Source organism: Sphingobium fluviale (genome assembly GCF_004122115.1).
Classification (GTDB): domain Bacteria; phylum Pseudomonadota; class Alphaproteobacteria; order Sphingomonadales; family Sphingomonadaceae; genus Sphingobium; species Sphingobium fluviale.
Genome location: NZ_SBKP01000004.1, coordinates 67,048 through 79,978 on the forward strand (window position 1 = coordinate 67,048; position 12,931 = coordinate 79,978).

Genomic DNA, 12,931 nt, shown 5'->3' on the forward strand with positions numbered 1-12,931 from the left:
CCCGGTCAACCGCCCATGGAACCTGATCTGATGACATCAAGCTTTTTGCGTAACGCCTTTGCCCTTTCTGCGCTCGCCTTGATCCCTGCTACCACAGCCGCGCTGGCCGAGGCGGATGCTGACAATTACGCTGCGATTGGCGAGTTCATGGATGTGTTCCAGAAGGTGCGCTCGGATTATGTCGACAAGGTGGATGACGAGAAGCTGATCCGTGGCGCGATTTCAGGCATGCTCTCCAGCCTTGATCCGCACTCCAACTATCTCGACGAGAGCGAGTTTCAAAACCTCACGATCAAGCTCGAAGGTTCTTATGGCGGCCTTGGCCTCTCGGTAACGATGGACGAAGGTGCGGTGAAGATTATTGCGCCGATCGAGGATACGCCCGGCTATCGCGCGGGCCTGAAATCCGGCGACTATATCACCTATATCAACGGCGAGCTGATCTATGACATCTCGCTTGATGAGGCTGTGGCGAAGATGCGTGGCCCGGCGGGCACCCCGATCAAGCTCACCATCGTAAGGCCTGGGCGCGACAAACCCTTCGATGTTGATCTGGTGCGTGAGAAGATCGATCTCAAGCCCGTGAAGTGGGAGGTGAAGGATGGTGTCGGCGTCATCAACATCAACGAATTTTCCGCCAATACGGGCGCGGATGTGAAAGAAGCGGTACGCGGAATCACCAGAGCGCTTGGCCGTAAGCCTGCAGGCTATGTGCTTGATCTGCGGTCCAACCCCGGCGGCATATTGGGCGAGGCCGTCAGTGTTTCAGGCGTGTTCCTTGATGGCGGTGAAGTGGTCTCCGATCGCGGACGCAACAAGACAGACATTCGCCGCTATAATGCCGACAGACTCGATGACACAGGCGGCGCCCCGGTCATAGTTTTGATCGACGGCGGCTCGGCCTCCGCATCGGAGATCGTCGCGGGTGCTTTGCAGGATCATCACCGCGCACTCATCATGGGCGAGCGCAGCTTCGGCAAGGGCAGCGTGCAAACCGTGATCCCGATCAGCGAGCAGACGGGCATCAAGCTCACAACATCACGCTATTATACGCCATCCGGCCGCTCGATTCAGGAGGGTGGCATCAAGCCGGACGTGCGGGTGCCGCAGGTGTCTGATCCCGATTACAAGCTGCGCCAGCCAGTGCGCGAATCAGATCTGCGCCGTCACCTGCGCAACGAGGCCAAGGCGTCTGATCCCACGCTGGAGGAAGATCTCAAGGCAGATCCGCGCTTCGCGATGACAGCGGAGCAGCTGAAAGCCAAGGGGATTACCGATTTCCAACTTTTCTATGCGGTGCAGACGATAGGGCGGCTCGGCAAAGTGCCGGTGAGCGGTGTGAAGGCAACAGAGGCATTGAAAAAGGCCTCGGCGAAATAGGGAATAGCGGCGCAATGCGTTCATCTGCGGTTCGGTTTTAATCTATCATTATAGTAGCTGACCCTGATGCCTTATCAGCCTATAGATGGATCATGACGCCCGCCGCCACTCTTGCCCGCGCCCGCTTGATTGCGCTGATGATACCCGTGCTGCTGCTGGGCGGGGCGTTGCTGTCACAATATGTGGGCGGGCTGTTCCCATGCGAGATGTGTATGTGGCAACGCTGGCCGCATCTGATAGCAATATTCTTTGCGCTTGATGCGTTTGCGCTGAAAAGCCGTCCTCAGCTGTCTTATTTTTTCACGTCGCTGGCGGCATTGGCAATAGCCATCAGTGGACTGATCGGCGTGTTTCATGCCGGCGTGGAATATGGCTGGTGGGAAGGGCTGACAACATGCGCTGCCGCCGCCGGGCATGACAGCGCACAGGATATGCTGAACTCGATCATGAATGCGCCGCTGATCCGCTGCGATGTCGCGCCCTGGACGTTGTCAGGTATATCGCTTGCCGGGTTTAACGCGCTCTTTTCGCTAGGTGGAGCGGCGCTGATCGCGGCCTTGCTCCTGCGTGGGGCGGGAGGCAGGCGATGATCGATTTTCCTCGCCCCGTCTCCCGCACGCCAGACCACGCCGCGATGCTCCGCGTCGATCAAGCAGGAGAATATGGCGCCACCCGTATATACGCCGGGCAGATGGCGGTGATGGGTGGCAGGCACCCGATGGCTCGTTCCATCGCGGCGATGGCGGCACAGGAGGAGCGCCACCGCCTCCACTTCGATGCGATGATGGCGCGGCGCAAAGTGCGCCCCACATTGCTCCAGCCTTTCTGGGATGTGGCGGGCTTCGCTCTCGGCGCTGCGACAGCAGCGTTGGGGCCGGAGGCTGCGATGGCCTGTACAGCCGCGATAGAAACAGAGATAGATGCCCATTACGCCGAACAGCTTGCCGAGCTGAGTGAGAGCGACCCGGAACTTTCCCATGCCATCCGCGATTTTCAAGCGGAGGAAGTGGAGCATCGCGACACCGCCCTGGCACAGGGCGCGGAAAATGCGCCCGCCTACCCCCTGCTGTTCTTTGCTATCCGCTTGGGCTGCCGGGCCGCCATCGCGCTTTCGAAAAGGATATGAGACGATGCTGAAGATACCCGCTCTGCTAGCTCTTCCTCTCGCCGCTCTGGCTGCGTTTCCCGCTGTTGCGCAATCGTCTCAGCAAGGGCCGGACGATTCCCGCATAAAGCAGGTTATCGTCTATGGCGATGATCCTTGTCCGATCAGTCAGGCTGACGAAATTCTCGTTTGCGCCCGGCAGGATGAAAAGGAGCGCTACCGTATTCCTCAGGAGTTGAGGCGAGAGGAGATCGGCTCGACCAAGAATGAGGCTTGGACCAGCCGTGTCCGCTCCATCGAATATGTCGGCGCGGGCGGCACCCAGACCTGTTCGCCGGTAGGTGGCGCAAACAGCTTTACGGGCTGTTTCTCCAAGCTTGCAAAACAGGCCAAGGCCGAGCGCGCGGCCATGGGGGACAAGAGCTGGGCCGATCTGGTTGCGGCTGAGCGGGCAAAGCGGCTTGGCACTATAGATGCGGATTCAGACGAGATCGAAGCGCGGGTGAAGGCAGAAGAAAAAGCCAAGGCTGAAGCCGCAGCTAAAGCGGCAGAAGGCACAGAAGCGAAATAGAGGCCTAGACCAGCCCTAGCCGCCCAAGTTCCATCGCCATTCCGGCGGGAAGGGTGTCTCCCACGACTTCGCCTGCGCCCAGATCGCGCGGAGCGTCCTCGTCCACCAGATAACGCCAGCCCTGATGCGCGCGTTTGGGGAGGGGAGAAACCGGGATCAGGCGCGGCTCGATCTTGAGCCACCAGCGACCGGCTCCATTATCTTCAAAGCCAATCAGTGGGCTGCGGCCCACAATCGCGCCGCCATGAATCCAATAGAGCGAGCCGCCAGCCAGCTCCTCCATGCGTTTGGGGGCATAACGGGTCGTGAGGCGCACCTCTCCCTCGGCGGAGCGCTGCGCCAGCCGGGCCGCGAGGTCGTCCGCGCTATCGCAGCCGAAAGCGATTTTCGTGAGATGAAGCGGCATGAAGGCGAGATGGTCTTTGCGCGACGGCTTTTCAACCGCTGCCGGTAAGGCCCGCCAGCGTCGCCAGCCCAAGGAAAGCGAAGAAGCCCATCGAGTCCGTGATCATCGTCACAAAGATGGAGGAGGCCACTGCCGGGTCCGCATCGAAACGGTCGAAAATCAGCGGGATTGCCGCCCCGGCCAGCCCAGCGGTGACGATGTTGGTCAGCATCGCCGCCGCGATCACGCCGCCCAACGCCGGATTGCTGAACACGAGGGTCACGCCGATGCCGATCACCACCGCTACCGTTGCGCCGTTGAGCAGCGCCACGCGCATTTCACGGAAGATGGTGCGCCATGTGTTCGACGCCGTGATCTGGTTGGTGGCGAGCGCGCGCACCGTCACCGCCATCGTCTGGCTGCCGGCGTTGCCACCAACGCCTGCAACGATCGGCATCAGCGTGGCCAGTGCCACCATCTGCTCGATCGTGCCCTCGAACAGTCGGATGACAGAGGACGCGAGCAGCGCGGTGAGCAGGTTGGAAAGCAACCAGCGCACCCGCGCCTTGTAGCTGTCCATCACAGGCTCATTGATGTCGCCATCGCCCGCACCGGATAGGCGCAAGATGTCTTCGCCTGCTTCTTCCTGCACGATATGCAGTATATCGTCGACCGTAATCATCCCGACCAGCCGCCCGGCGGGATCAACCACGGCGGCGGAAATAAGCGCATATTTCTGGAAGCGCAGCGCCACCTCTTCCTGATCCATATCGACGGGGATCAGTGTCTGCTCACGCTTCATTACATCACTGACCGAGACGGAGCGTGGGCAGGTGAGCACCCAGCTCAACTGACAGCTGCCGATCGGGTGATGGCCTTCGTCCACCACGAAGATTTCCCAGAAATCGCTTGTGAGCGTGCTGGCCTCGCGCAGATAATCGATCACCTGCCCGACAGACCAGTGCTGCGGCACCGCGACGAGATCGCGCTGCATCAGGCGCCCGGCGGATTCCTCCGGATATGCCAGCGCGCTTTCAATGGCGGCGCGGTCTTCTGGCTCCATTGCGTCCAGCACTGCCTGCTGGTCTTCGGCTTCCAGATCCTCGATCAGCGCGACGGCATCGTCCGTATCCAGCTCGGCGGCCAGCTCCGCGACCTGGGCCGGCTCCATCTCCTCAATCACGTCATCGCGGACATAATCATTGAGCTCGGACAGCACCTCGCCGCCGACGAGATCGCCAAGAGCGGCGATTACGGCGGCGCGCTCGTCGGCCGGGGTCAGCTCGATGAGGTCGGCGACGTCCGCCGGATGCAGCGGGGAGACGAGTTCGCGGGCGCGCTCAGCATCCCCCGCCTCCACCGCGTCACGCACGGCAGAGACATATTCGGGTTTCAGCCGGTCGTCCTCATCATGGCGGGATTCGGTCGCCACCGCCTCGGAAGCGGTTTCGGGATCGTCAGCGGGGTGGCTGCTCCGAGGCGGAAAAGCGTCGGTCTCGTTCATCAACGCCTCCCTCGGTTGCCTGCTCGCCCATCATCGCTGTGCTTTCGCTTATGCCCCGCTGAATTGCAAGGCGATTTGGCTTTCCCTGCGCGCCTGACCCGCTATATGAGCGCCGATATTCCCCAAGCCCTGAACGGAGCGACACCATGGCCGACGACACACTGACTCTCACCCTCGATAGCGGCGGCGATGTCGTCATCAAGCTGCGCCCTGATCTCGCGCCCGGCCATGTCGAGCGGATCAGCACTCTTGCCAAGGAAGGCTTCTACGACGGCGTGGTCTTTCACCGCGTGATCCCCGGCTTCATGGCGCAGGGCGGCGACCCGACCGGCACCGGCATGGGCGGCTCTGAGCTTCCGGACCTTAAGGCCGAGTTCAACGCGGAGCCGCATGTGCGCGGCGTCTGCTCGATGGCGCGCGCGCAGAACCCGAACAGCGCGAACAGCCAGTTTTTCATCTGCTTCGATGATGCGACCTTCCTCGACAAGCAATATACCGTGTGGGGCGTGGTGGAGAGCGGCATGGAGCATGTCGACGCGCTGCCCAAGGGCGAGCCGCCGAGGACACCCGGCAAGATACTGAAGGCGACGGTGGGTTGATCCACCGGATTACATGGCAATAGAACGGAAAAGGCGGGGAGTAATCCACGCCTTTTTCCATGTGGAAACAGGGTCTGGCCAATCGGGCGCTGTCAAAATGTGACATTTTTGCCACCTATTCTGTTAGATGCGGCACAATTGCGACGAACGGTGCAACCCCAAGCCAGCCGAAGCATTTTCTCTCCTGTCAGCGCGCCGTGACCATGGCGCATTTTGCTGGCCGCCGGGTCCACACCGGAAACACAGCAATAGCAAAAGGTTCAGACACATGAAGACACTGCTTCTGGCGGCGCTTGGCGCTGCGTCCCTCATTCCCGCCACCGCTTATGCGCAGAATGACGGCGGCGATGACGGCGTGCCCACCAACACGCGCTTTCAGCCCTATTTCGGCGTGATGGGCGGCTATGAAGATTTCGATAGCGAGCCTAACAACCTCGGCATACCCGGCAGCACGGAAGGCGGCATCGTGGAGGGCGTCGTCGGCGCCAACTTCGATCTCGGCCCGCTGACCCTGGGCGCCGAGGGCAATGTCGCCAAGGGCTTCACCGGCGACATCGACTGGGAATATGGCGCAGCCGGCCGTGTAGGCATCCGCGCTGGCAAGGACAGCATGTTCTTCGGCAAGGTCGGGTATCGCTGGGTCAACCTCGATAGCCAGGGCATCAACGGCCGCGATCATGATGGCTGGACATATGGCGGCGGCGTTGAGCTTTCGCCGGTCGATGTCGGCCTGCAGCAGGGCGACAACAGCAATATTCGCCTGCGCCTCCAGGTAGATACGATGGGCAACTTCCGTTCTATCCGGCCGATGGCAGGCCTTGTCGCCAAGTTCTGACCGCTAAGGCGGGATGGCAGCGGCTTAGCGGCCCTGCCATCCCGCAGGCTGGTCAGGGTTTTGAAATCTGCGGCCGGATCGACAGGAACTCCAGCGCCTCATGCGCGGGTATGAAAAAATTGATGCCGGATGGCGCGTTATCGGTTCGATAGGTGCTCACCGTGATCGCTACGACATCACTCTGCGCATTGAGCAAGGGTCCGCCGCTGTTGCCGGGGTTTACCGCTACGTCGCTCTGCCAGAAGCTGTAACCGTCTTCGATGCGCCTGGCCGAAAAAATCCCCCGGGTGACGCTGTTTTGAAATTTGCGGTCCAGCGGCGCACCGATGGCATAGACGTTGGCGCCGACTTCCGGCGGTTTCTCGGCAATCTTCAGCGGCGCGCGGTCACGCGGATCGCCCTTGATCAGGGCAACGTCGCGCCCCTTGTCCGTCCGGATGACCTCGCCAAGCGCTTCCAATCCGTCGGACCAGCGCAATTTCACATATTTGGAACCACCCACGACATGATGGTTGGTGAGGAAATAGCCATCCCGCGATATCAAAAAGCCGCTGCCATGCCCGGAACCGGTTTCGACCAGAATGGTGCTGCCCACCGCCTTGGCAAGCTGGGCAACGCCCTGTGAAGGCACGCTCATGGCGATGGGCGGCAGGCCAGCGGAGGGCGCCCTCGTGATACTGGCCTCGCGCCGGGGACCGACCAGAAGCTTTAGCAGTTGGCGGCTGGCGGCAAGCGCACGAACATTTTGCGCAAAAGCGGATACAAGAATGGCTGTGAGGCCGCCAGCGCTGGCCGTCTTCTGCTCATATCCCTGAAAGGTTCTAGCCCGCGCGACAACCGATCTGGCGAGCCGATCATAGAGCTGCCAATCTATTTGCAACAGCACGCTTCCTCTGGCGGAAACGCTATCGCCAAGGCTGGAATTCGGCCTGCACACATCGATGCTCAGCATCGTGATCGTGGCGCCGATCTGATATTCGGCGCGATCATTTTCTTCACTGTCAAACAGCGAATCCGAGTTGCTGACGACATCATAGCCAAGCTGCCTCAATTCATCCCTGAAGGCCGCCTGAAATGCGTTGGTGGAAAGCTCGTTACCGCGTGATTTCCATTTCATTTCCGCTTCGCCGAGGCACAAAAGGCCAAAGCGTGTCACGCCGATGGGATCGCCCCGTTCAATCCTGATCGTCAGCCGGGAAAACTGTACCGGGCGGGTTTCGGTCCGTGCGGGAAGCGCGGTCGCGACGGCGGCTTCGGGGATCGTAATCCGTCCCGCAAACGCAGGGGATGGTATCGCGGCCAAGCCGCTCAGCACCCACATCAAGCGCATATCCCACCCCCTGTTCGAACTTTACCCCAGCATTTTCTTCAGCAGTTCGTTCACCACCTGCGGGTTGGCCTTGCCCTGCATCGCTTTCATCGTCTGGCCGACGAAAAAGCCGAATAATGCTTCCTTGCCCGCTTTATATTGCTCAACCTTGTCGGCATTGTCGGCGAGGATTTTGGCGATCGCTGCCTCGATGGCTGAGGTATCGGACGTCTGCTTCAATCCCTCGCGCTCGACGATCTCTGCCGCGCCTGCGCCGGTTTCCAGCATCTTTTCCAGCACCTGCTTGGCGATGGAGCCGGAAATCGTGCCATCGCCCACCAGCGCGAGCAGCTCCGCTGCGGCTTCCGGCGAGACGGGGCTGTCCTCCAGACCCTTGCCGAGCTTGTTCAGCGCGCCGAACAGTTCCGAGAGCAGCCAGTTGGCAGCGGCCTTCGCGACATCGCCCTCCGCCTTGCCCTGTTTGGCGGCCGAGGCAGCGATCAGCGTCTCGAACCAGCGCGCGGTGTCTGCATCCGCCGTCAGCACGCCCGCATTATAGGGCGAGAGGCCGAGGTCGTTCTCATAGCGGTGGCGCTTGGCATCGGGCAGTTCGGGCAGGGACGCGCGACATTCCTCCAGAAACGCGTCGTCCAGCTCCAGCGGCAGCAAGTCCGGGTCCGGGAAATAGCGATAATCGTGCGCGTCTTCCTTGGAGCGCATCGAGCGCGTCTCGTTGCGATCGGGGTCATAGAGGCGGGTTTCCTGCACCACCTTGCCGCCATCCTCGATGAGGTCAACCTGCCTGCGCGCCTCCTGCTCCACCACGGCCATAACGAAGCGCACCGAGTTGACGTTCTTTGTCTCGGTGCGGGTGCCGAACTCTTCGCCCGGCTTGCGGACCGAGACGTTCACGTCCGCGCGCATGCTGCCCTGGTCCATGTTGCCGTCGCAGCTGCCGACATAGCGCAGGATCGTGCGCAGCTTGGAGAGATAGGCGCCAGCCTCCGCAGGTGAGCGCATGTCTGGCCGCGAGACGATCTCCATCAGCGCGACGCCGGAGCGGTTGAGATCGACATAAGAGCGCGTCGGGTGCTGATCGTGCATCAGCTTGCCCGCGTCCTGCTCCACATGGATGCGCTCAATGCCGATGGTCTTGGTGGCAGCATCGGGGTTCTTGTCATCGAGGCTGATCTCGATCTGCCCTTCGCCCACGATCGGGTGATAGAGCTGGCTGATCTGGTATCCCTGCGGCAGATCGGCATAGAAGTAGTTCTTGCGGTCAAAGCGCGAATATCGGTTGATCTGCGCGTTGATCGCCATGCCGGTGCGCACCGCCTGACGGATGCATTCGCGGTTCGGCACGGGCAGCATGCCGGGCATGGCGGCATCGACAAGCGAAACCTGCGTGTTCGGCTCCGCGCCGAATGCGGTCGCCGCGCCGGAAAACAGTTTCGCCTGCGTCGTGATCTGCGCATGGACCTCAAGGCCGATCACGACCTCCCACTCGCCGGTTGCGCCCTGTATGCGATAGGTTGATTCAGTCATCTGTCAAACCTGCTTCGATCACTTTTATATCTAGTCGGAATATTGAATTGAATTCTGCTAATCGTAGATGCTTCAGACGAGGTATCACCGCCCGCATTGGCGCCTATTGAAAAGACTTGGATTTTAAATCCTCCCCGAGCAGTGCCGGTATGCTTAGCTGTTACAGCGACGTCAAATGTAACGCTGTCTGGAGGATTAAATCCGAACTCGCCGGTGCCATGTGCTGAAGATGCGCGAGCACTAGATTGAGCATCAGCTACGCCCTTCATGATCGCGGTCAACGTGCTGGTTACAAAAAGTTGAAGCTCGTTTTCTCCAACCTCAGATTCCTCAGTCATGCTGTAGCTCCCCGCTCACCACCATTTCTCCGGCCTCGCCGCAAAGCCCGCGCGTTCTTCCAGCGCCAGCGCGGCGTTGAGCACACCCTGCTCATCGAGCGGCTTGCCGATGATCTGGAGGCCGAGCGGCAGCCCGCCCGCCGTCAGTCCGCCGGGCACAGACATCGCCGGAAGCCCCGCGAGCGAAGCGGGCACGGTGAACACGTCATTGAGATACATCGCCAGCGGGTCTTCCTGCTTCTCGCCCAGCGGGAAGGCGGCCGACGGCGCGGTGGGGGTGAGCAGCAGGTCGCATTTCTCCCACGCCGCCTCGAAATCGCGGCTGATGAGCGTGCGCACCTTGCAGGCCTGCGTGTAATAGGCGTCGTAATAGCCCGCAGACAACACATAAGTGCCGATCATGATGCGGCGCTTCACCTCGTCGCCGAAGCCTGCCGCCCGCGTTGCCGCGTACATATCCTGCAAGCCAGCCCCATCGGGCAGCACGCGCTGGCCATAGCGCACGCCATCATAGCGGGCGAGGTTGGACGATGCCTCTGCGGGCGCGATGATATAATAGGTCGGCAGCGCATAGTGCGTGTGCGGCAGCGAGACTTCGGTGATCTCCGCGCCTGCGTCCTTCAGCCACGCAATGCCCCGGTCCCACTGCGCGGCGACGGCGGCGTCTATGCCATCGGGCCGATATTCCTTGGGGATGCCGATGCGCTTGCCCTTGAGGTTTGACGAAAGGTTCGCCTCCCACTGCGGCACGGGGAGATCGAGCGAGGTTGAATCCTTCGCGTCGAACCCCGACATGGCTTCCAGGAGGATCGCGTTGTCCCGCACCGTGCGCGCCATCGCGCCCGCCTGATCCAATGAGGAGGCGAACGCGACGATGCCCCAGCGCGAGCAGCGGCCATAGGTGGGCTTGATGCCCGATATGCCGGTGAAGGCGGCGGGCTGGCGGATCGAGCCGCCGGTGTCCGTGCCGGTCGCCGCCGGGCAGAGGCGCGCGGAGATGGCGGCGGAGGAGCCGCCGGAGCTGCCGCCGGGAGCCAAGTCTTTGCCAGACGTATCGCGCCACGGGGAGATGACCTTGCCGAACGCGCTCGTCTCGTTCGAGCTGCCCATAGCGAACTGATCGAGATTGAGCTTGCCGAGCATCCCAGCGCCCGCCGCCCAGAGCTTGGCGGAAACGGTCGACTCATAGGGCGGGGTGAAGCCTTCGAGGATGTGGCTTGCGGCTGTCGTCTGCACGCCCGCCGTGCAGAACAGGTCTTTCATGCCGATGGGCACGCCGGATAGCGGCTTCAGATCGCCGCTCGCGCGCGCGGCATCGGCCGCATCGGCTGCTTTCAGCGCCAGTTCGGGCGTCTCGACGATATAGGCGTTCAGGGCGCGCCCTGCCTCCACGGCGGCATTGAAGGCGCTCGCCACTTCGCGCGCGGAAAATGTACCCGCCGCCACGCCATCGCGGATCTCCGCGACTGTCAGGTTGGTATGGTCGGTCATTATTCGATCACCTTGGGAACGGCGAAAAAGCCATGTTCGGCCTGCGGGGCATTGGCCAATACCTTGTCCCGCACATTGCCGCCGGTCAGCGGATCGGCGTTCACCACATCATCGCGCAGGCGCAAGGCGTTGGGGATCACGGCAGTCATCGGCTCGACGCCGGAGACATCCACCTGCCCCAGTTGCTCGACCCAGCCGAGGATGTTGTTGAGTTCGGGAACCAGCCGTTCGGCCTCGTCGTCAGAGACGGCGATGCGCGCAAGGCTGGCGACTTTCTTGACGGTGCTGCTATTGATCGACATGGCAATGGCCGATAGCCCGGCTGGTAGAGCCTGCGCAACAGCAAAAGGACACGGATCATCAACGCGCGCGCCCTGATAACGACACTCGCGGCCGATTTTCGTGATGCCCTGCCCCAAGGCGGGCGGCTGATCGGCATGGATGTGGGCACCAAGACCATCGGCCTTGCGCTGTGCGATGCGGGCTGGACCATCGCTTCCGCCGCGCACACGATATCGCGGGGCAAGTTTTCCAAGGACAAGACCACGCTCGCCGCCTTCATGGCCGAACAGCAGGTGAAGGGCATCGTCATCGGCCTGCCGCTCAATCTCGATGGCTCAGCCAGCCCGCGCAGCCAGGCGAGCCGCGCCTTTGCGCAAAATATGGCGGACCTTGGCCTGCCCATCCTGCTGTGGGACGAGCGCTGGTCGACGCAGGCGGTGACGCGCATGATGATCGAGGCGGACACCAGCCGCGCCCGGCGCAGCGAGCTGGTCGACAAGCTGGCGGCGAGCTATATCCTGCAAGGGGCGATCGATGCGTTGACCGCTCCTGCCTCTTGACGTAAGGCACCGGCTCATGCCGAGCGAAACCGAAGTGCCTGCTGGCCAGATCCGCCCCGCCGACTCCGGGGGCCGAGACGCTTTCCCCCATCGCCACCTCCTCAGCATCGCGCATCTGAAGCCGTGGGAAATCCGTTTCCTGCTCGATGAGGCGGAGCATTGGGTCGGCGTCAATCGCGGCGCGGCGCAAAAGCATGACGACCGGCTGGCGGGCCTCACCCAGATCAATGCCTTTTTCGAGAACTCGACGCGTACGCTCCTCAGCTTCGAGATCGCGGGCAAGCGCCTCGGTGCCGATGTGGTCAACATGCATGCCGCGCAGTCGAGCGTGAAAAAGGGCGAGACGCTGATCGATACGGCGGTGACGCTGAACGCCATGCATGCGGACGTGATCGTCATCCGCCATGGCAGCTCCGGCGCGGTGCAGCTGATTGCCGACAAGGTCGACTGTCCGGTGCTGAACGCGGGCGACGGCTGGCACGAACACCCGACGCAGGCGCTGCTCGATGCGCTCACGATCCGGCGCAGGCGCGGGTTCATCGAGGGGCAGATCGTCACCATTTGCGGCGATGTGCTGCACAGCCGGGTTGCGCGCTCGAACATGCTGTGCCTTGCCGCGCTGGGCGCGCAGGTGCGCGTCGTCGCCCCGCCGACATTGATGCCCGCTGCCGTGGAGTGCATGGGTGCGACCCCCTATACCCGCTTTGACGAGGCGCTTGCGGGTTCAGATGTGGTGATGATGCTGCGCCTCCAGAACGAGCGGATGGACGGCGCGTTCATCCCCAGCCCGCGCGAATATCATGCGCTTTATGGTCTTACGCCAGAGCGGCTGGCTATTGCCAAGCCCGATGCGCTGGTGATGCATCCCGGCCCGATGAACCGCGGCGTGGAGATTACCAGCGGCGTGGCCGACGACCCGGATCGCTCCGCCATTACCGAGCAGGTGGAGATGGGCGTCGCCGTGCGCATGGCGTGCCTCGATGTGCTGACGCGATCTGCCAGGGGAGTGGAGGGGTGGACTTGAACA

Annotated in this window: 15 protein-coding genes; 8 read left to right on the plus strand and 7 right to left on the minus strand. The window is 62.0% G+C overall.

The window, feature by feature from the left end:
• The first annotated feature begins 30 nt into the window (after positions 1-30).
• The 4 genes from EQG66_RS05915 to EQG66_RS05930 all read left to right on the plus strand — a co-directional run bounded on the left by EQG66_RS05915 (position 31) and on the right by EQG66_RS05930 (position 3,056).
• Positions 31-1,380: a S41 family peptidase gene (locus EQG66_RS05915; RefSeq protein ID WP_129403675.1), complete on the plus strand. Its 1,350-nt coding sequence runs from the start codon at positions 31-33 to the stop codon at positions 1,378-1,380.
• A gap of 92 nt (positions 1,381-1,472) precedes the next feature.
• Complete coding sequence (locus EQG66_RS05920; protein WP_129403676.1) at positions 1,473-1,970, plus strand: disulfide bond formation protein B; 498 nt, start codon at positions 1,473-1,475, stop codon at positions 1,968-1,970.
• Positions 1,967-2,506: a demethoxyubiquinone hydroxylase family protein gene (locus tag EQG66_RS05925; RefSeq protein WP_129403677.1), complete on the plus strand. Its 540-nt coding sequence runs from the start codon at positions 1,967-1,969 to the stop codon at positions 2,504-2,506. The genes EQG66_RS05920 and EQG66_RS05925 overlap by 4 nt, the downstream gene beginning before the upstream one ends.
• Positions 2,507-2,510: 4 nt before the next feature.
• Positions 2,511-3,056: a hypothetical protein gene (locus EQG66_RS05930; RefSeq protein WP_129403678.1), complete on the plus strand. Its 546-nt coding sequence runs from the start codon at positions 2,511-2,513 to the stop codon at positions 3,054-3,056.
• A gap of 4 nt (positions 3,057-3,060) precedes the next feature.
• On the opposite strand, the gene EQG66_RS05935 is transcribed toward EQG66_RS05930, so the two are convergent.
• Both EQG66_RS05935 and mgtE read right to left on the minus strand, forming a co-directional pair.
• The gene (locus tag EQG66_RS05935) at positions 3,061-3,462 is read right to left on the minus strand and encodes a DUF1489 family protein (RefSeq protein WP_129403679.1); all 402 of its coding nucleotides are present in this window, start codon (positions 3,460-3,462) and stop codon (positions 3,061-3,063) included.
• 31 nt (positions 3,463-3,493) lie between these two features.
• Positions 3,494-4,945: a magnesium transporter gene (mgtE, locus tag EQG66_RS05940; RefSeq protein WP_129403680.1), complete on the minus strand. Its 1,452-nt coding sequence runs from the start codon at positions 4,943-4,945 to the stop codon at positions 3,494-3,496.
• A 146-nt stretch (positions 4,946-5,091) separates the two neighbouring features.
• On the opposite strand from mgtE, the gene EQG66_RS05945 reads away from it, so the two are divergent.
• Positions 5,092-5,544, plus strand: coding sequence for a peptidylprolyl isomerase (locus tag EQG66_RS05945; RefSeq protein ID WP_129403681.1), 453 nt, complete (start codon positions 5,092-5,094; stop codon positions 5,542-5,544).
• Positions 5,545-5,812: 268 nt separating this feature from the next.
• Complete coding sequence (locus EQG66_RS05950) at positions 5,813-6,379, plus strand: outer membrane protein (protein ID WP_129403682.1); 567 nt, start codon at positions 5,813-5,815, stop codon at positions 6,377-6,379.
• A 52-nt stretch (positions 6,380-6,431) separates the two neighbouring features.
• Here the strand turns inward: EQG66_RS05950 and EQG66_RS05955 are convergent, their stop codons facing one another.
• From EQG66_RS05955 to gatC, 5 genes are read right to left on the minus strand one after another with little or no spacing between them, the layout of a single operon-like run.
• On the minus strand, positions 6,432-7,709 hold the full coding sequence (locus tag EQG66_RS05955) for a S1C family serine protease (RefSeq protein ID WP_129403683.1): 1,278 nt from the start codon (positions 7,707-7,709) through the stop codon (positions 6,432-6,434).
• Between the two features lie 21 nt (positions 7,710-7,730).
• Positions 7,731-9,233 (minus strand): Asp-tRNA(Asn)/Glu-tRNA(Gln) amidotransferase subunit GatB, encoded by a 1,503-nt coding sequence (gene gatB, locus EQG66_RS05960; protein WP_129403684.1) that lies wholly within the window; start codon positions 9,231-9,233, stop codon positions 7,731-7,733.
• Entirely contained in the window at positions 9,230-9,571 is a 342-nt protein-coding gene (locus EQG66_RS05965) for a trypco2 family protein (RefSeq protein WP_129403685.1), read from the minus strand. Before EQG66_RS05965 ends, gatB begins: the two co-directional genes overlap by 4 nt.
• 15 nt (positions 9,572-9,586) lie before the next feature.
• Complete coding sequence (gatA, locus tag EQG66_RS05970; RefSeq protein ID WP_129403686.1) at positions 9,587-11,062, minus strand: Asp-tRNA(Asn)/Glu-tRNA(Gln) amidotransferase subunit GatA; 1,476 nt, start codon at positions 11,060-11,062, stop codon at positions 9,587-9,589.
• The gene (gene gatC / locus EQG66_RS05975) at positions 11,062-11,364 is read right to left on the minus strand and encodes an Asp-tRNA(Asn)/Glu-tRNA(Gln) amidotransferase subunit GatC (protein WP_129403687.1); all 303 of its coding nucleotides are present in this window, start codon (positions 11,362-11,364) and stop codon (positions 11,062-11,064) included. Before gatC ends, gatA begins: the two co-directional genes overlap by 1 nt.
• 72 nt (positions 11,365-11,436) lie before the next feature.
• Between gatC and ruvX the strand changes: the two genes are divergently transcribed.
• Positions 11,437-11,904 carry a Holliday junction resolvase RuvX gene (ruvX, locus tag EQG66_RS05980; protein ID WP_129403688.1) on the plus strand — a complete coding sequence of 156 codons (468 nt, stop codon included), beginning with the start codon at positions 11,437-11,439 and terminating at the stop codon, positions 11,902-11,904.
• A gap of 16 nt (positions 11,905-11,920) precedes the next feature.
• Positions 11,921-12,928, plus strand: a complete 1,008-nt coding sequence (locus EQG66_RS05985; RefSeq protein ID WP_129403689.1) for an aspartate carbamoyltransferase catalytic subunit — start codon at positions 11,921-11,923, stop codon at positions 12,926-12,928.
• The last annotated feature ends 3 nt before the right edge of the window (positions 12,929-12,931 follow it).